The organism is Photobacterium swingsii (assembly GCF_024346715.1).
GTDB lineage: Bacteria > Pseudomonadota > Gammaproteobacteria > Enterobacterales > Vibrionaceae > Photobacterium > Photobacterium swingsii.
Genome location: NZ_AP024852.1, coordinates 1,926,380 through 1,946,241 on the forward strand (window position 1 = coordinate 1,926,380; position 19,862 = coordinate 1,946,241).

A 19,862-nucleotide genomic window follows, 5' to 3' on the forward strand; every position below is an offset into this window, starting at 1 on the left:
TTTTCTGCCTATGTGAAGAAATAAAAACAAAAGCGTAAAGCCTTACCTTTACGCTATTCCAATAAAGAGCTAAGACATTTTATTTTTAAGGTGGTCAAACAATGTTGGACAAAGCTTATTAAGGTAAAAATGCCCACCAGAAAAACGCTGAAAATCAAACTCCCCCGTGGTCGCTAATGACCATTCTTGAATCTCACTTTCTGTTACTTCTGTATCTCCCTCACCCAGCAAAGCACTAAGAGGGCAAGAAAGTGTTGGTAAAGAATCGCGTTGATACTTTTCTATTGCCTCAAAATCAGCACGAATAATGGGCAACATTAAGTTTCTAAGGGCAGGGTTATCAAACACAACCTCTGATGTTCCCCCCAACCCCAAAATTTTGTTAACCAAAGCATCATCACTTTGCCTATGGTAGTCAGTTCCTCTGCTTTTATGCGGTGGAATTCGCCCAGAGGCAAAGAAATGCGATAATTTACGCCCCTGCTGTTCCCAGCGTATTGCGGTTTCAAACGCCAAGGCAGCCCCCATACTATGGCCAAAAAAGAAAGTGGGGCGATGAGGCAAAAACGATAAACTTTGCACAACCTCATCTGCATACTGATGTAAGCAAGTCTTGAGTTTTTCTGATAATCGATGACCACGACCTGCAAGTTGTACTGCATACACCGCGGTATGATCATCAATATGATCACGCCATGGCATGAAATATTCCGCATTTCCTCCCGCAAAGTGAAAACAGATTAGCTGCCTACGTGTACCTGGTTTAATGAGTTTCAATTGCTTATGCATTTTCACTCTCCTGATGATATTCAACCAACCAATCTTCAATAGAAGGGCTAGTTAACATTGGCTCTTGAGCCGAAATGACTTCAGGGTTACCAATGCAGCCCATTAAAGATCGCCATACTGATGCTTGCCCCAGTAAGAACTGTGCTGATGTTGGATTTGGTGATTCAATATTACTTACCATGCCATGTAATGCAGTTCTGATTGCCTCTGGCCAGTGCTCGTCAATAATTTCTTCTAAACTTGGCATTTCTTGATACAGAAACTCGCAAGAAGCGGGCTGATAAAACTCTGGCGCTTGTTGTTTATCGAGCAACTCTCGAACCCCATTTTCCTCAGGGGTTCGGGGTATATGAAAAGCTCTATTCCATAACACAGGGCCATGTGTGTTAACTAAAACCAAATTACCACTCGGTAACCCCACAGTAATGCGATGCATAATGTGGAAATGATTATCAGGGTCGTCTGGATCCAACTGATTCTGAATCTTTAAGATGAGCGGTATCCCAGCAAAAACACCGTGGATAATTTGATAAGGCGGTAATAGCTCTGACTTTAATTTTCGCACCTCAGACCAATCAACATTAGAATGGAACTCAAATGGCGTAACCCCTCCTAATGCCTGCCCCAACATATCGAGCAAGCCGCAAATCACTTGTACTCCACAGGTCGCTTCAATAAAGCAAGGCTGCTGAGTTTCACGCGCTTTCTTTAAGTACTCAACAAAGTGGCGAACAGCTGGCACATTCGGATAATGAGTATTAATTTGGTAATAACATCCATTTTTCCTCGCTAACTTTAAGCATTCCACAACATCTTTTTCATAAACGGGATGCTCTTGCAGAACATGTATGCCTTTTTCTAATAATGCGCGGGCAAGTTGTGACCCAGCCCCCCCGACAATTGCAGAACGAACAACAACACATGCAATATCAATATCGTCAGGTAATTCTGATACCTCACGATATAAAGGCACACCATACTCCTTAGCTATTGTTAACGAGCGTTCACTTCCTCTTGCTAAAATTCCAGCAAGTTCAAATCCTGGGAATTGGCGTTTAAATGCGGAAAGGTATACCTGACCAAAAAGCGTTCCACATACAACAACACGATATGTTTTCATCACAAAGCCCCCTCTTCAAACGCCAATTCATAATTAGGCTCAATCGAGAGGTCCCAATGACTAAACATATTTTGTTCGTGCAAAAACGAGATTAAATTACCTGTTTCAATTATTTCAGAAAGCCAAAACACCCCATTATTTAAATGAGACGATGATTGCGTTAACAATTGATGCGCAGTAAAAGCGGCGACCAGTCCCGTCATTCGATAGCCATCATTAAACTTACAACGAAGCGTTAAATTAACTGGCTGTTGAGCAATCCAACCTTGCGCATCCATTACGCAATATTGCTGAGTACCATGCTTCTGAACCATGGATTGACTCAGACTAACTAACGCCGCAGTTTGCTCCTTATCACTTTCATGTGCTGACATTAGTAACTGTCGATCAGCGACTAAATTAAAGGCCGCGAAGTTAGATATTGAAAGTGTGTTAGCGACGCGTTGATGCTCAGCACTCAAATAAGGTAATGCGGTAAATTCTTTTACCTCAGGTAGTGGCTGATACCCCTCTCTTGTCCCCTCTCTCACCTTTATATCATCTCTAATTACCACCCCGCTTAAAGCATCATTACCCCCTAAGCTTGAAATAAAATCTATCGCAGACGTTGATGTAAATGCTTCAATCCCCCCGACATAAAGCTCAATACTGTGCAGTTCTTGTAGCTTCTCTTTGGCAATAAAAGGAAGCAACGAAGTAAAGCCGGGAACAAAGCCCGCTCCAAAAACACAGCTTACTGGTAAGTCTCGACCCAGTAACTGCTGTTGAACGTGATCGAAAACATCCTGCTCACCACCCACATCGACATATAAGGTGTGAGTGTCTATTGCAACGCGAGCTATATTGTCTCTAATCGCCGACGCAGGTCCTGCTGCATTTATGATCAAATCATGATGATGGCAAACAGCTGCCACCTCATCCTGATCAAACAAATCAACAACCCTATAATGTGTTAAGTCCCGACGTGACTGTCGTCCTATTCGAGTAACTTGATAGCCAAGCGCACAAAGCGCTTGGTCTATATGTTGCCCCACTTCACCACAAGCTCCGAAGATGGCGACTCTATTCATGCTTTCCTCCTTGCATAGCAACTGTGTTTAAGTGCTTGGCTAGAGGTAAAACTTGAGATGATTGCATACAGGTAAAGTGATCACCTTCAAGTGAAATAACATTAATGTCACCAATACTATATTGCTGCCAAAAGTCATGCATATCGGCTTTAAGCGTGGGCAGTAAATAAGTCTCATCTTGCTGACAAGCGAATGTGAAATCACCACTATAAAAAGATGGCTCATAATGAGTCACAGCCTGCAAACTGTGATGGAACACTGGATAGAGCTGGGAAATATCTCCAACTTTTATCTTTTGTTGATTTGATTGGATATCAAGTACTGTTTGGAAATAAGCGATACGCTGTGCTTCATTTGCTTTTGCGTAGCTCGCATAATTTAGTGAGAGTTTATCAAAACCGAGCTGTTTAGCTTTAGCCACTACATCTTCAATATTAATTTGATTAGGCTTAGTGGCTAATAAAGCTAAATAAGTTTGCTCAAGCTGAAGTAGATCAATATCGCTCCAAGGGTTTGGTACATTAAGTTCTTTAGCAAGAGCAACATCCGTCATCATAGGATCATTTACTTTGTACGGAATTTGATAACTACTTGCAATCGTCAATGATGCCAACGGAGAGCCACATTCCATCGCTTGTCTTGCCAGCTCAAAAGCAATTAATCCCCCCATACAAAAACCAAAAAGATGGCATTTAGACAAGTCAAAATTATCTTCCAACAAGGCTTTGTATTGTTCAGCTAATTCAACGATAAGATGCTCACTTGGAATGGTCAAATATTGCTGTCTATCTTGAACACTTATGCCATAAACTGGCCCTGTAAGGTGCTCTACAAGTGCTAAACAAGGCATTACAGTGCCGCTACCATCATGAAGAATAATGATAGGTGCGCCATCACCTTCTTTAATACATTGCAAAGCAGTTGAACTATCTTCAATCGCATTGCTGTGCTGCTGAATTGGCGTTTGTTTTCGTAAGAAAATCGCAAGCTCTTTAATAGTGGGAGTTTGCAATACTTGGCGAAGTGTCCCTTCCCACGGAACAGATTCTTCCCCTAACTCTTGGCGGATCCTACTCACCCACTGCGTTATCAATAATGAGTCACCACCCGCACTAAAGAAATCATCATTTGGCCCCATGTTAGGATTACCAATCACATCCCGACATGACGATAGTAATAACGTCTCAAGTTGATCAAGATCTTCTGATACCTCTTTTTGTAAAGTCTCTTGATGGCCTATAATTTCAGGCAACGCCTTTCTATCTATTTTGCCGTTATTCGTAAGCGGAAAACGGTCTAAGACAGCCAATTGCGCTGGTACCATATAACTAGGTAAATCCTGACTAAGGTGTTCTAAGATTTCAGTCTTATCACATTCATGCTTCTGACCATTGAATTGGGCTAGCATAAAACTCTGGCCTAATTGATATAAGGCTTCTTGATTATTAGGGAACGCAAATAACTGCTCAGCCCCCACATCCGACATTGCGTTTAACCAACGTTCCTGAGGCATAAATGGAGAATTTAATGCTAAACGTTCATCATTATGAGCGGTCAAGCCATGTTTGAACTCCATTGAGGTCATAAGTTGGTAATTATCTCTTGTCGCCTCAATTACAAGTAACCAAGCCCCTGGCTTCATTAACTCACGTAAGTGATTTAACCCTCCACGCGCAACAACGGCGTTGTGTAACACATTAGAAGAAACAACCAGATCATACTGACCACAATCAAAACCTTGCTCTAACGCAGGTTGGTTAAAATCGTATAAGCGATAATCGACAAAATCATAACCTTGGTAACGAAGCTTGGCTTCATTGAGGAAAAATGATGAAACATCAGTAAAGGTATACTCGACATTATGTGCTGCTAGAGCCGGAATAAGCTCGTTACTTGTGCCACCAACACCAGCACCAATCTCTAGAATATGAATTGGCTGATCACGCTCAGCTAAATGCTTTACTTTACTTAACGCCGCTGTGATCAACATTTTATTCATCATTTTGCTGATCAAGTTATTTTGATAAGTTGATGTCGCGACATCTAACTTGCCATCAGGGAACAACAAATCAAGAGGATCGGCCTTATCTTGGAGTAACTCAGGTAAACATTGACTACTTCGCTCAAGGTAGTTAACTAAGCCTTTATCACCATCCAAACACTCCAGTGCTTCGTAACATCCTTTCCAACATAACGAGATATCATCTTCGCTCACTTGCTGAAGTAAAGCGTATGTTTCTCCATCATGTCGTGCTAACTGATTTTCAATAAGCGCTTTTAGCCATCGACTTAATAATTGCTTATGACGAGGCGCATAATGACCATCAACAATCATGTCATCGATTGTCTTTTGTTGCCCATCAAGCAACCCACCACTTGATTGCAATGCTTGAACCATATGGAGCAAAGCGACTCTATCTAAATAATAAACAAAATCTGTTACTGACTTCTCAGGCATTGTTTGCCTAATAGATTCAGCCGTCAAAGTTAGCTCAGTTTCAGTCTCTGCAAATTGATGCGAGAACAAAGTAGTTTTGGCATCGTTTTGGTAAATAGCCGGCTCAACGTAGGCCTGAAGGTGATAATTATGTTTATCCCCTCGCGCTAAGACGACAGCTTGAGATACTGATGATTGACGCTCAAGCGCTGATTCTATTTCACCAAGCTCAACTCGATATCCTCGAACTTTTACTTGGTTGTCATCACGACCAACAAACACGATCACACCATCATCTCGGTAATAACCTCGGTCGCCCGTTCGGTACCAAGGTGTTCCAGTAGCCGCATCTTGGAAGAAATGGGCAGCCGTTTTCTCATCATCTTGCCAATACCCAAGCGCTACCCCGTTACCGCCAATACACAGCTCACCAGCAACCCAGTCAGGGCAGGCCATACCTTTATCATCCAGTACAGCAAACATCTGATTTGATAACGGAGTACCGTAAGGAATAGAAGTGTAATAATCAAAGGTAGGATCAATTGGGAAATAAATAGACCAAATAGCGGCCTCTGTCGCGCCACCTAAGCTGTATAGTTGGGCGGTAGGTATCAAGGTAGCAATCGCTTTAGGTAATGCGACCGGAATCCAATCACCAGACATCATTACACATTTAATACTATCCAGCGTAGGTAGTGATTCGTCGGCTAAATATCGCGTTAACATTGTCATCTGCGCAGGTACAGAGTTCCAAACACTGACGTTATGTTCTCGAATTTGACGAGTCCATTCTGCTGGGTTTTGAATATCTTTCTCGCAAGGTAACACCAATGTAGCACCACAAGCCAAGGTCCCAAAGATGTCATAAACAGAGAGATCAAAACTTAATTTAGCCAAGCCAAACACCACATCGCTTGCTGTAATGTCAAAGCGACGATTGATATCGACCACTGTATTCACAGCCGCTTGATGGCTTACCATGACACCTTTGGGATTTCCTGTACTACCAGAGGTATAAATAATGTAAGCCAGTCGTTCAGATGACTGAGTTAGCTCTGCGCTGCCAATGTTATTAACACGACCTTGTAGCGCTTGAGCATTACAAATATCTACGGCCTCAAACCCATCGTCAGCTAGCTGTTGGGCAAGTTCATTTGAGCGCGTCAACACCAACTCTACATCGGCATCAAACAGAATTTGCTTCATACGAGAAACCGGCTGACTAACGTCAAGCGGTAAATACACCCCATCAGCTAATAACGTTGCTAATGTTGAAACAACTTGTTCAACACTTTTATCAATCGCAATCGCAATACGAGCTCCCTTAGGTAACTTGCTCGCAAGTGACTTTGCGCGAACAATCAGCTCATCGTATGTCAGTGTTTGTTCGGGCGTAATCAGCGCTGTCGCATATGGCGTTAACACTGCTTGCTCTAACACCAGTTGATGCAACATAGATTCAGCAACAGGTTTAACCGTATTGTTTACCTGTTCACGAACCTGTTGTTGTTTATTAGGTAAAGCAAGACAAGTGGCTTGATCCCATTGCTGAAGTCCACCAGCAATGACTTGTTCAATCGCACCTTCAAAACATGTAAACATTGACTCGATCATTGAGTCAGGGAATACGCCGTCAAGTACATCCCAATTGATGCACAAACAGCGGTCTCGATTCATAAGTTGGCAATCAATCCAAACTTGAGGCGTTTGACTAATACCATATGCAACCTCCATCCCCATCTCATACTGAGATTTGGTCTCTGAAACTTGCTCTCTATTACTACCGACTAATGCACTCGTGAAGACTATTGGCATGCGAGCATAATCAGCACCACGTTGTCGGGCTATTTCACGCATAACCTCAACGCCACTAAACGCTTTATACTCTAAGTCTTGCCACAATTGATTCTGCTGCTCTTTCACTTGTGCTAATAAGGTTCGCGACTCCGTAAGATTCACTTCCAGCAAGTTAACACTCGTGAAATCCCCCACCATATTGAGTAAATCTGGATGGATCGGCTCACGATTCATTACCGTCATGTTCAAGCAAAAATGTTTTGATTTAGACCACTTAGCTAACACTTCACTAAAGAGCGTCAGTAATAGCGATGAAGGACTAACCCCTTGATGATTACATTGACTTTCGAGTTCTGCCCATTGCTCTGGCGCTAATTGCATTTCATGGCGAGTGAAATGCGGTTTTTCTTTTTTAGCTACCGACGTCAAAACATCATTAATATCAGCGAGAAGTGGTAACTCAGGTGCCATTGGCAAATGAGACACCCGCTCTTGCCAGTATTGTCTCGCTTGCGCATATTTGTCTGTCAGCTTCTGTCGCTTTTCAAACTCCATGACATCTTTGAACGATAAGCTAAGAGGCGCTAGCACCAATTCAGACTCATGATAAAAATGAATCAACTCAGACAAGATCACCTGAATACTCATAAAGTCTGCAATCAATAGGTCAATACTAAAATGCAGGTATGATTTAGCTTCCGACTCGCTTACTTTCAAGTCAAACAGAGGCCATGCTTCAGTGTCATAAACGCGATGGGACATGTTGGCCCGATACGTTAACCTCGTATCAGTTTGCAAATCACATTCAATTTTATACTCAGGTACTTGTGACAATATTTGCTGAGTACCATTAGAAAAGACTACAGCTCGCAACATCTCATGACGTTCAATGAGCTTATTCCAAGCTTGGTTTAGCTTCTCAACATCAAGATGTGCAAATTCGAGCTCAAAGTAACCGTGGCAGCCTGTGCCACCGAACTCAAACACATTTTGCCGTCCAATAAGATAAGCGGCCTGTACATCATTTACCGGAAAAACCTCATGTTTATCTTTTGTACTAGGACAAAGAACAGCGCCCAATTCACGCTCTTTTAGTATTGTTATTAATTCACTTTTTACTGCTTTCAGTTGCTCAACAACCTCTTTGGTCATCACGCCTTGAGGAGCTCTGAACTTCAAGGCTTCAGCTTCAAGCCAAAACTCGGCTTTCTTTGCTTCTAAATGTTGCAGTAACGCTAATGGTGACATTAATGTTGTTCCTTTTGTCATAAGGTTCCTTCCTCAAAATCAACCTCGTTGCTCTCTTTTTCTGAGGTTTCAAGAGCAAGTGCAATACATGAAATAGTTTGTAAATTAAACACAGCGTGAAGTGGCAAAGTAATACCGTGCTGTTGTTGGAGTATGCTGGCTAGCTGAATCGCAACAAATGAATCTCCGCCTAAGGCAAAGAAGTTATCACTCGCGCTAATTGGCGTATTAATACCAAGAACTTGTTGCATTGCTTGAGTCAGAACAATCTCTTCATCTGTACTTGGTGCAACAAACTCACTCTCATTAGAAATTGAAAGTTCCAAGGTTTTTAATACATTTCGATCTACTTTACCGTTAGCTGTGAGTGGCCATTCTTGAAGTACGGCGTAGCCATCAGGCATAGAGTAACTTGGTAAATAATTTAATAATTGCTGCTGAATAATCGACAGTTCGACTGCCATATTCGACAACAAATAAGCATGAATCTTAGGACGAAAATCATGATGCTCAATCAATACAATCGCATCTTTCACTTCAGCGCATGACTTAAGCGCTTTAACTATTTCACCTAATTCAATACGCAGCCCTGCCACTTTAACCTGGTGGTCACGACGCCCGAGGAACTCTATGGTTCCATCAGGCCAGTAGCGCCCCATATCACCGGTTCGATACCAACGTTGCGATTGATATTCACAGAACTGCTGCTGAGTTAATTCCTCATTACCAATGTAACCTTGGGCGACACCATCTCCCCCAATCCATAGCTCACCGGCAACCCAATCAGGGCAGTCATCACCAATATCACTTGCAACTCTAAAACTTTGATTTGGTAAAGGCTTACCATAAGGAATTGAACACCATTGCTTTTCAACTTGCTGAACAACGCAATAGTTCGACCAAATTGCAGCTTCAGTCGCGCCTCCCATCGCCACGAATTTGGCAAGGCAACTATTGCGACGTAAGCGTTCAGGTAATTCCAGATTGATCCAATCACCTGACAACATAACGCAGCGCAACGAGGTCAATAGCTGACGTTCAGCCTGTGACTCATTCCCCATCAAAAGCATTTCTAACAATGCTGGTACGGTATTCCACAAGGTAATTTGATGCTGCTGAACCAACTCTAACCAAACGCTAACGTCTCTGGTTTGTTCATCGTTGATAAGCACCAATTTCCCGCCAACAGACAGCAAGCCAAAAATGTCATATACCGATAAATCGAAGTACAAGGCTGATAACGCTAAGACACTGTCATCTGCAGTTACATTATGCTGGCGATTGATCGCTTCAATGGTATTCATGGCCGCGCCATGAGTGATCGCAACCCCTTTCGGTGTTCCTGTACTGCCTGAGGTGAAAATCACATAAGCCAACTCATCAAGCGCGCTCTGAAACGGCTCAACCAAAGCTTCTTCGGAAGCCTGCAAGCTTTCAACATTGATCCCTTGGCCACTATTCTCAAACAACTCATTACGGTCACAAATCACGAACTTGATGCATGCTTGCGCCAATACAGACTCAACCCGAGTTTGTGGCCAATCAGTTGCTAATGGTACATAAGCCGCTCCAATCCACTGAATTGCAAGGACAGAAGCAATTTGCTCAATAGAGCGCGGCAACATGACACCAACGCAATCACCTTTAGCAATTCCATGTTTTTGCAACTGGTACGCTGCCTGACTCACTTTTGTATGCAGATCTCGATACTTATAGCTCTGACCATTAGCGACAATCGCCGTCGCCTCAGGTGTTGCTTGCATTTTTTCATACACACTAATGTGCATTGCTCGCAGAGGCACCACGTCTTGAGTGTTATTAACAAGAGTGCGAACTTCTCGCTGCGATGCAGGTAACGCTATTGGCGATGGCTGTAACCAATCACAGTCAGCAAGTTGTTCCAATAATTGGCAATATGCATTAAACATTGCATCAATTACGCCGTCAGGGAACAACGCCTCGACAACATCCCAGTTAAAGTGTAATTCTCCATCTTGCTCAAATACTTGATGGTCAATCCAAACTTGAGGTGTTTGAGATACGCCCCATACAGATCGGGTAATGCCTAACTCAGAAGACTCATCAAGGCTAGTGTCTGCACCTAGTGCACTAGTGAACACCACAGGCATACTCAAATCAGTAACTTCTTTTAACTTGGCTAACTCACGCATCACCCAAACAGCAGAAACATCGGCGTATTCCAAGTCTTGCCATAACTGCTGTTGCAAACGCTCAGCACTTTGCAACCAACTTTCACCTGCAATTTGATTGGTCTCGAGTAACAAGAGTGAGGTGAAATCCCCCATAATGTGCTGAATATTGTCATGGACAGGCTTGCGATCAAACAAAGTAACATTGATACAATGCGATGATGATTCGGACCATTTCGCCAATACTTGCGCATAACAGTTAAGCAGCAAACAAGACGGCGTGATCGCACACTCTCGTGCTTTCTCTGTTAAACGGCTCCATAATTCTTTAGACAAGCAGGATTGGCGTCGAACGAAGCGTGGTTTCTCTAATTGATTTGGCTCCATCCTTAACGGCAGACGCGGAGCCTCCGGTAAACTAGGCAGTCTGCTTAACCAATAATTCTTCGCTAATGTTTGGGGTTCATGCTCTTCTTGCAGGTAAACTTGCTGTTGATAATCACGGAACGTAATCCCCAACTCTGGCAAGTCGGCTTCCAAATCACGATATAAAATTCCAAGCTCAGCAAAGAAAATCCGCATGCTAAGACCATCAAGAATGACATTGTCTAAGCCGATACATAGCCGTTTTTTCCCACAATCAGACTCAATAAATGTAAGGTGGAATAGCGGCCATACCTGAGGATTTAACACTCGATGAGATAGCACCTCACGTTGATGAGTAACAACTTCTTCCCACTGTTCTTCAGTACAAGAGACAATATCCAGCGGACAGTAAAGTGCTGACGGAATACAAGCTTGTTGCCCTTTGTCATCAAACACAATACGAAGGGTGTCATGACGCTCAATTAAACACATAAGCGCTTGCTCTAGACGCGTCACATCAAAGCCATCAGCTTCAAATTCAGAATAGAAATGTGTGCCAACACCGCCCATCACAAAGCCTTCGTTTCGTCCCATAATGTAGGCTTGTTGAACGTCTGTCAGCGCAAAAGGCTCATAACGTTCATTCTCGTTATGCACTAACGCGATTTGTGATGAAATTTCACCTGCATCAAATTCTAAATGGCGAGCAAAGTCACTCAACACTGGACGCGAAAAGACATCGGATAACTTCACACTATTAAAGCCAACCTCGCCTAATGCCGCCGTAATTCTTGTTGCATGAAGACTATCGCCTCCTAACAGGAAGAAATTATCTGCACGTGATGGTGTTACACCAAGTACTTGCGCCCAAACCTCTGCAACGCACTTTTCATTGTCGGTTACGCAATCTTGTTTATCTTCACGAGTAACCATAGAAACATTGGCAGCCGATAAGCGCAGCTGAGCACGGTCAATTTTGCCATTGTTTGTTAAAGGCATTGATGAACACACGACAATGTGTTGAGGCAACATATAATTGGGTAGCTGTAATGCTAACCAATCAGCCAGTTGAGAGCTATCAGACACAGCAAGGGTTTCAGCCTGACGCCCCGTCATCACTAATAAGTTCGCTTTATTTACTGCAGGTAAGACGTTCAAGCTAAGTGATGAAGATTGTAAACTAGTTTGCCATTGTTGGGCATCAAGTAGAGGTGAAGACTCCCCTCGGCGACAGTCTTGATAAGGGCTTTGGTCTACGCTTCTCATTAACGCTTCAGGCTGCATTAATGTCACCGTTAATAATGCAAGAGGGCTAAGCGCTTGCGTCTCTATCGCAACAAAATGACCACTTGGTGCGATAAGTGAAGACATTAGGTTAATCCCTTCATTCACATCATTAAAACGATGGAGTGCATTGTTACTGATCACCAAATCAGCGTGATGACTTTCAACGTCGCTTAATGCACAAGTAAAAGCATGCTCTCCGTAACCCGCCAATCGGAATGTCGCTTGATCAAGAACCGACTTAGCTTGCTCAACTACGCAATAACTTATCTGGCTAGCGTCACATTGATTCAATATCTGTGATGCTAAAAGACCCGTTCTACCATTGAGTTCGACAACGTTTACAGCTCGACCCAATTGCTTAGAAAGCAAGACTATTGTTTCAACAATATATTGTTCCGTTGCTGAAAAATCAGGGTGGATTAACGCTAGCGCTTCAGGTGTCAACACAGGATCATCAATAAGCGTAAGTTCACTAACCTCGCCCTGCATCAAGCCAACATACCAATCAACCCGATTTTCTAATGCCGATAAGATTGAGGCATGAGCAGGCATATTCGCGACTGTCTCTTGGTAGGCAGCCATTGGACTAACCACTTCTTGCTCTTGACGCCAATGCCCCTGCTCAGCTGACCATTGCTTTGTTTCAACGAGAGCGTGCAACCAGCTTTCAAATACAGCTTGAAAACGAGGTGTAATATGCAAACTACATAGCCACTCATCCAGCGTCAGTGACGCATCCGGTTTAACATTATTTGCTATCATCATCTTATCGAGCACCAAACGCATAACATGCGTTGCCATTGCTTGCTCAATAGCGGTGTGATCGACAGTTTCTTGTGGTGTGGGTTGCGATATCTTTGTATCAAGCAGCATCATATCAGCTTCATACTCTGTTTGAAGAGCACTCACCTCACCTTGCTGTCTAGAAACAAAAAGTTGGATATGTTTCTGTGGTTTATCTAGCAATAGCGCTATCGCTTTTTGCACCCCAGAAAATTGCTCTGCCGCATGCTCAACGTCCCCAAGTTCAATCCTAAAGCCATTAAGTTTGACCTGATTATCTCGTCGCCCAATAAACTCAACGATCCCGTTAGACCAAAAACGCCCCATATCACCAGTTCGGTAATACTGTTGCCCATCATGGTAAATAAATTGTGCTGCTTTTCTTTCAGGATCAGCAAAGTACCCCTCTGCAACCCCCTTACCACCAATCCAGAGCTCACCAATCACCCAATCAGGACAATCTCGGCCCAAGGCATCCATCACTCGGTAACTTTGATTACTCAATGAATAACCGTATGGAATGCTTGTCCAATCCGCCTCTACGTAGTTGACATCAAAAGCGTTGGACCAAATCGCAGCTTCTGTTGCCCCACCTAATGCCGTCAATTGAATTGATGGATTTAAAGCATTTAATCTTGGTTGTAAATCCAAACCAACCCAGTCGCCTGACAACAGAACATTTGTCATCGAGCTTGGTAATTGACGAGTGTCATTTTCAGCAGCAATTAACAACATTTCGAACAGTGCAGGCACACTATTCCATACCGTAATTTGATATTCATGAATCAATGAAATCCACGCTTTTGCTTCTTTCCGTTCTGACTGTTGAGGAACAACAACGCAGCCCCCCACAGAAAGTGGCCCGAAAATATCAAAGACAGACAAATCAAAGTTCAGTGCCGATAAAGCAAATGTTCGACAATCACTAGCCAACTGATAACGCTGGTTAATATCATCAATGGTATTGGCCGCTGCTTGATGGGTAGTAATAACACCTTTAGGAATACCGGTAGAGCCAGAGGTATAAATAATATAAGCAACATTGTGTGGTAATACCGGAGCAATCTGTGTTGCTATGATGTGCTCTTGCCCACGCTCATCAATATCGAGTAATGACCAACCAGCCATTACCTCTTGGTTGGCAATCGCCTCCACTGCATCCTGATTTATTACAACGATTTTAATTGCTGCTTGCTCAATAATTTGATTCAACCGAGCTACTGGTTGCTCAATATCAAGCGGTACATAACTAGCGCCCAATAAGTGTATTGCCAACACCGCAACAACTTGTGATGCTCCCTTTGGCAATAGAATCGCGACACGATCCCCAGCAAATACACCTTGTTGCTGTAAGCGATAGGCAAGTTCACCAGCATTATCTGACAACTGGCGATAAGACATCGACGCTTTATCTTCAATAACCGCAATCGCATCTGGTTGCGCCTCTGCCAAGTCAAAGAATCGTTGATGGAGAGTGCGCGGGGTGTACGAAATCACTTCACTGCTGTTTTGCGAAGTACGATCTTTTAGCTCTTCTTCGGTTAAAAACGCGGGCACCGTTTGTTTCAGCATGTCAGGTCGCAGCGATATTTCAGTGATTAGCCTTCCCATGCTAGCGAACATCTGATCGACCATATTGGCTGGGAATAAATCATCGACTGTATCCCAACTTATAATCAACTCCCCTTTTCGCTCCATCACCTGACAGTCAATCCAAACCTGAGGCGTCTGAGAGACGACATAATTCATCTCACCCAGACAACTATCACCAAGAAAGTCATTACCTAGGTTACTAGTGAAAACTATCGGCATAGCAACTTGTGAGCCTTTCTGCTTGGAGAGCTCTCTTAACAAGCGAATTGCATCGAAGTCACTATGATCAAGATTCGCCATAAATTGGCGATTCAATGCACTTGCATTATCTAAGATGTTAGATGCTTCACCGTCACGACAGGCCAATAACATCAGCGTAGTAAAATCAGCAACAACATCCGACACATCCAAGGCGGCATGACGTCGATTGAAAATCGTAAGATTTAAACAAAAATCTTTATTATCACTCCAGCCTCTTAAGGTCTCCGCATAACAACTCGCCAACATCATTGATGGTGTAATGCGGTGTTGACGGCATACTTGCTGTAATGCTCGCCATTTATCAGCAACTAAACACCACTCACGGTGAACAAACACAGGTTGTTTGATTTCTTCGGGTCGTTTTGCCAACGGTAATTGCGGCGCCGAAGGCAAGTCAGGCAGTTGTTCTAGCCAATATTGACGATCTGCCTCTAGCTGTGCTTGCTCACGTATTGCTGATAAATATTGAGGAAAATGCAGTGTTGGTTGCGCAAGTTGCTCGCAATTTTCATCAAGATAAAATTGCGCTAGATCATCAAGCAGGATTTGAATGCTTAATGCATCAGCAACCACCATATCAATATTGAAGTGAAGACGACTACCTAACGGACTATGGCTCAAATTAATTGCCAAGCCAGATTCATTTTCTAAATCCAGAATCTGCGCTTCTAAATTACGCCTTAGCTCTGCCTGTTTACTTGTTGCCAATTCACGATCAAGGGTTCTCCAATCATACTCATGGATTTGCGCTGAAGTATGCGCTGTAATATAGCCAAGCCCATCGCTATTCATGCGCATTCGTAACATGCTGTGACGGATGTATAGACGCTCAAGCGCTACACGAAGTTTGTCACTATTAATCCACTCACTATCAAGCTCTAAGTAGACCTGGCATGCAACACCACCAAGAATTTGTGCGCTCTTCCTACCTTGCCAATACGCTTGCTGAACACTAGTCAACGCGAAAGGCTGAGTTAATACTGTTTCAGTATCTTGTACTTTTTTAGCATCTAGATGTTTTTCAGCAACTTGGTTACAACTTACTGATGATTGCCACAATGCAGCCCAAGCCGCTAAAGTTGGCGCTTCATACATCCGAGCAAGTTCAAATATAACACCGTGCTTTTTCGCTTCATCAACAAGATCCATCATCTGTAATGAATCCAAGCCTAGGTTAATCAAGTCATCGTCCAGACCGATGTCTCCTGGCTCGATAAATAGCACATCGCTCAGCCATTCAGTTAAGAATGTTTGATGATCAGTGATTACTTTCGTGGGTAAACTGGCTTCCTCTATATTACTTTTGGTATCAGTGCCTTGCTGTTCAATCCAATATTTTTCCCGTTTAAATGGGTATAACGGTAAAGCCAATAAAATTTCGGTTGGATAAGCCACTTTCTCACTAAATTGCGACCAATCGCAATCAGCCCCATTGCACCACAGTTCCAGCTCAGGTGGTAATGCTGACGTAGCAAGAAAATGACCTTCAGCAATTTGGGCCAGTTTACAAAGCAAGTCTTCAATATCAGTAAATTGAACACATTGTCTGATTGGTAAGTGGTGTTCACGTTTACCTCGCCAAGCATGAAGGAGTTCAACAGCATTGCGACGATGTGACTGTATTGTCTGAATCCAAGCATTTGCCAATTGGCTAAGACTATCAATATGACTTGCCGTCAACGGGAGGTATCCAACGTGTGGCAGTGTTTGCTCAGATGCATCCATAACGCTTTGATGATGACGAATGATCAGGTGAGCTAAAGTCCCAGTAAAACTAAAGGAACTAACCCCCATTCGCCCTAACTGGGCGGGACGAGCGCCACGATTAAAGATATAACGATCAACCCAAGGTGATAGCTCAATATTAAACGACTTAAACGTTGGATGAGGGAAAACAGTTTGCGCTCGCATTTGGGCAATAGCTCGAATCACTCCTGCTACACCTGCTGCAGATTCAAGGTGACCAAACTGAGCTTTACCGGCAGTCAAATGCAGCGGTTGACTGCGTGTCTGATAAACACCGTCAATAGCACTAAGCTCAATAGGATCGCCCAACGCTGTACCTGTGCCATGCATTTCAATTGCATCAATATCAGCCTCTGCTCTTCCACTACGTTCTAATACTTCTTTCAATAGTTTTTGCTGCGCAACAGGGTTAGGTGCCGTCAAGCTGCTACTTTCACCATCTTGCGCAACACCTGTCGCCTCAATAACAGCTAAAATAGGATCCCCGTCGCGCATCGCTGCGTCATAATCTTTTAGCAGCAGCAACCCCAAACCTTCAGCACGCGCATAACCATCAGCATCATCACTAAAAGTGGCACATCGCCCTTTAGGAGAAAGCATCCCAGCCTTTTGTAAGGCTTGCTCTATTTGAGATGAAAGAAGTAGGTTTACCCCACCGGCAATTGCAGATTCACAGCGTTTTGATTGAATATGTTGAACAGCCATATCAATAGCAACGAGAGATGACGAACAAGCGGTATCTAACGTAATAGCCGGGCCACTCGTACCGTAATATTTAGCGAGACGCCCAGAACTTCCGCTGCGACTCGTACCCGTAATTAAGTAACTTTTTAAGTACTCCGGATCATTTTGACTTACTAATAAATCACCGTAATCTTGGCTTCCCTGACCTACAAAAATACCTAATGGCAATCCTTTCAATTGCGATGGTAACCAACCTGCTTGTTCAAAAAGATGCCAACTTGATTCCATTAACCAGCGCTGTTGTGGATCTAGCAAACAAGCTTCTCGAGACGAAATTGAAAAGAAATTAGCATCGAACTTATCAATATTCTCGATCGTGCCTACAGGTAAATTGAAGTTGCGTAACCCATCATTTATCGGCGCTAGTGCTGACTCACCTTTAACAAGCCAATCTGCGTAATCACACCAACTTGCTCTCTGCTGCTTTGGCAAACGACTGCTAATCGCAATAATCGCAACATCAGTAGAACGTGATTTAACCTCTTCTCTTGGTGATTCTTTAGGTAGATTCTGTTGCTGTTGTTTAACAAATTGGCTAAAAGCGGCAAGATTTGGATAAGCAAATAACTGAATTGGTGAAATAGAAAAGCCAAGTTGACTTGAAATTTGTGCGCACCACTGTGTCGCAAGTAAGCTTGTCAGCCCTAAATCGGTGAACCCTTGCTTATCATCAACATTTTCAATGCCGATAAGCGCTTTAAGAGAACGACGTAAGTAATCTGAAATATCTGTAATAAACTCAGGGGATACTGATTGTAACGAAATATATAATGGTTTTAATTTTCGAGTTTGAAGCTCTGACAGCATAAAACTACGACGAATTTTACCGCTAGATGTCTTTTTCAAGCTCCCTTTAACGACTAATGCTACTTGACTAACTGGTAGTTGATGGTGCTTAGCTATGAGTGACTTAATCGTATTTGTGATTTTTCTTAATTGCTCTTTTTCGGTATGACGATGTACTTCACACAAGCCATATATTTGACCCGATTCAATATCTTGAACGAAACAAGCACCACCTACCTCTACTTCACTACACTCTTTCTCAATCGTAGCCTCTAAGTCATTAGGCATATGGTTTTCACCAGAAACGATAATGACATCTTTGCTGCGACCACAAATATATAGCTCGCCATCCCACTTGAAAGCGAGATCTCCGGTGCGCAGATATTCACCACTCTCATTGCTCGAATGAATACATGCTTTAAACGTTTCTTGCGTTAGCGAAGCTTTATTCCAATAACCTCTCGCAACACTATTACCATGAACCCAAACTTCACCAATCTGACCCGATTCACAAACAATACCTGTATGGGGGTCAACAATCTCAACTTGCCAAGAATTGAACTGGCTGCCACTACTCACCAATTCACGCCCTGAAACCGACTCAACAGCATATCCTTCCGCAAGGCGATTAATGTCGAAGGTTTTCATCACCATCGAAGTATTGGCTGGTTTATGACTCACAATAAGAGTGGCTTCTGCCATACCGTATGCTGGTAAAAACATGGATGAATCGAACCCTGATGATTCGAACTTGCGAGAGAAACTTCGGATGGTTGTTGGGCGAATAGGCTCAGCAGCATTCATCGCAACTTTCAAAGATGAAAGGTTCAGCTCTTTTACTTCAAGAGCTGAAATAGAATCTACGCAAAGTTTATACGCAAAGTCAGGTGCCGCTGTGATTGTTGCTTGATATTGCTCTATTATTTTCAACCACTTTATTGGCTCAGCAGAAAACTGACTTGGGCGAATAAAGCTACAGCTCCCCCCACATAACAAGGGAAACATCAGACCATAGAACAGACCTAAATCATGATAAAACGGTAACCAATTTGCTGTATGAATACGCTTTAGTTGCGGATCAATACGAAGCATAACTTCAAGTTGATGGTAAATATTTTTATCGTAGTTACAAACAGCCTTTGGGCTTCCCGTTGAACCCGATGAATATTGCAACATAACGGGCCCAAGCGGCGGACAAAGATCATCCCACTCAAGCAAATTATGATCATTTGACAATTTATCAAGATAAACAACCTCTCGATTGTTACCCCAACCGTATTTTTCTATCTCTCCCTTAGTCGAAGATAAAGAAAGAATTAAACTTGGCTCACAGTCAACCAAAATATGATCTAGGTTGGATTTAACCCGCTGAAGGCGTTTAACACCAGGTAAATTAACTGGCACAGCCGTAATACCCGTCATCAAACACGCCAAATAACCAAAAATAAAATTTGTGTCACCTGGTAATAGTAATAAAGCTCGTTCACTATTTAGGTGTTTAATTTTCTGAGCAATTTTACTAACTTCACAATAAAGATCTTGGTAGCTATAACTCTGATGACTCTCACCAGTACAATCATTCAGTGCAATCTCTGATGCATTATTTTCAAAATGATGTAGCAATCTTTGCTGCACCCAACCAGCTACAATTCCTTGCATTTTAATTTCCTATACTAGCGAGTAAT

General features: G+C 42.9%; 5 protein-coding genes. All 5 read right to left on the reverse strand.

The features are described 5' to 3' along the window. Positions 1 to 69: 69 nt before the first annotated feature. The 5 genes from OCU77_RS09115 to OCU77_RS09135 are packed head-to-tail and all read right to left on the reverse strand — an operon-like array spanning position 70 to position 19,836. Positions 70 to 789 carry a thioesterase II family protein gene (locus OCU77_RS09115; protein WP_048898387.1) on the reverse strand — a complete coding sequence of 240 codons (720 nt, stop codon included), beginning with the start codon at positions 787 to 789 and terminating at the stop codon, positions 70 to 72. Next, positions 782 to 1,909 carry a Gfo/Idh/MocA family oxidoreductase gene (locus OCU77_RS09120; RefSeq protein ID WP_084711761.1) on the reverse strand — a complete coding sequence of 376 codons (1,128 nt, stop codon included), beginning with the start codon at positions 1,907 to 1,909 and terminating at the stop codon, positions 782 to 784. Before OCU77_RS09120 ends, OCU77_RS09115 begins: the two co-directional genes overlap by 8 nt. Next, on the reverse strand, positions 1,909 to 2,979 hold the full coding sequence (locus OCU77_RS09125; RefSeq protein WP_048898389.1) for an NAD-dependent epimerase/dehydratase family protein: 1,071 nt from the start codon (positions 2,977 to 2,979) through the stop codon (positions 1,909 to 1,911). The genes OCU77_RS09120 and OCU77_RS09125 overlap by 1 nt, the downstream gene beginning before the upstream one ends. Next, positions 2,972 to 8,482: a non-ribosomal peptide synthetase gene (locus OCU77_RS09130; RefSeq protein WP_048898390.1), complete on the reverse strand. Its 5,511-nt coding sequence runs from the start codon at positions 8,480 to 8,482 to the stop codon at positions 2,972 to 2,974. Before OCU77_RS09130 ends, OCU77_RS09125 begins: the two co-directional genes overlap by 8 nt. After that, on the reverse strand, positions 8,479 to 19,836 hold the full coding sequence (locus OCU77_RS09135) for a non-ribosomal peptide synthetase (RefSeq protein ID WP_107302868.1): 11,358 nt from the start codon (positions 19,834 to 19,836) through the stop codon (positions 8,479 to 8,481). Before OCU77_RS09135 ends, OCU77_RS09130 begins: the two co-directional genes overlap by 4 nt. Between the last annotated feature and the right edge of the window lie 26 nt (positions 19,837 to 19,862).

What these genes read in the sequence shown, in the direction of transcription:
- OCU77_RS09135 (WP_107302868.1), bottom strand. Translation starts at nt 19,836, where the DNA reads ATGCAAGGAATTGTAGCTGGTTGGGTGCAGCAAAGATTGCTACATCAT.
- OCU77_RS09115 (WP_048898387.1), bottom strand. Translation starts at nt 789, where the DNA reads ATGCATAAGCAATTGAAACTCATTAAACCAGGTACACGTAGGCAGCTA.
- OCU77_RS09130 (WP_048898390.1), bottom strand. Translation starts at nt 8,482, where the DNA reads ATGACAAAAGGAACAACATTAATGTCACCATTAGCGTTACTGCAACAT.
- OCU77_RS09125 (WP_048898389.1), bottom strand. Translation starts at nt 2,979, where the DNA reads ATGAATAGAGTCGCCATCTTCGGAGCTTGTGGTGAAGTGGGGCAACAT.
- OCU77_RS09120 (WP_084711761.1), bottom strand. Translation starts at nt 1,909, where the DNA reads ATGAAAACATATCGTGTTGTTGTATGTGGAACGCTTTTTGGTCAGGTA.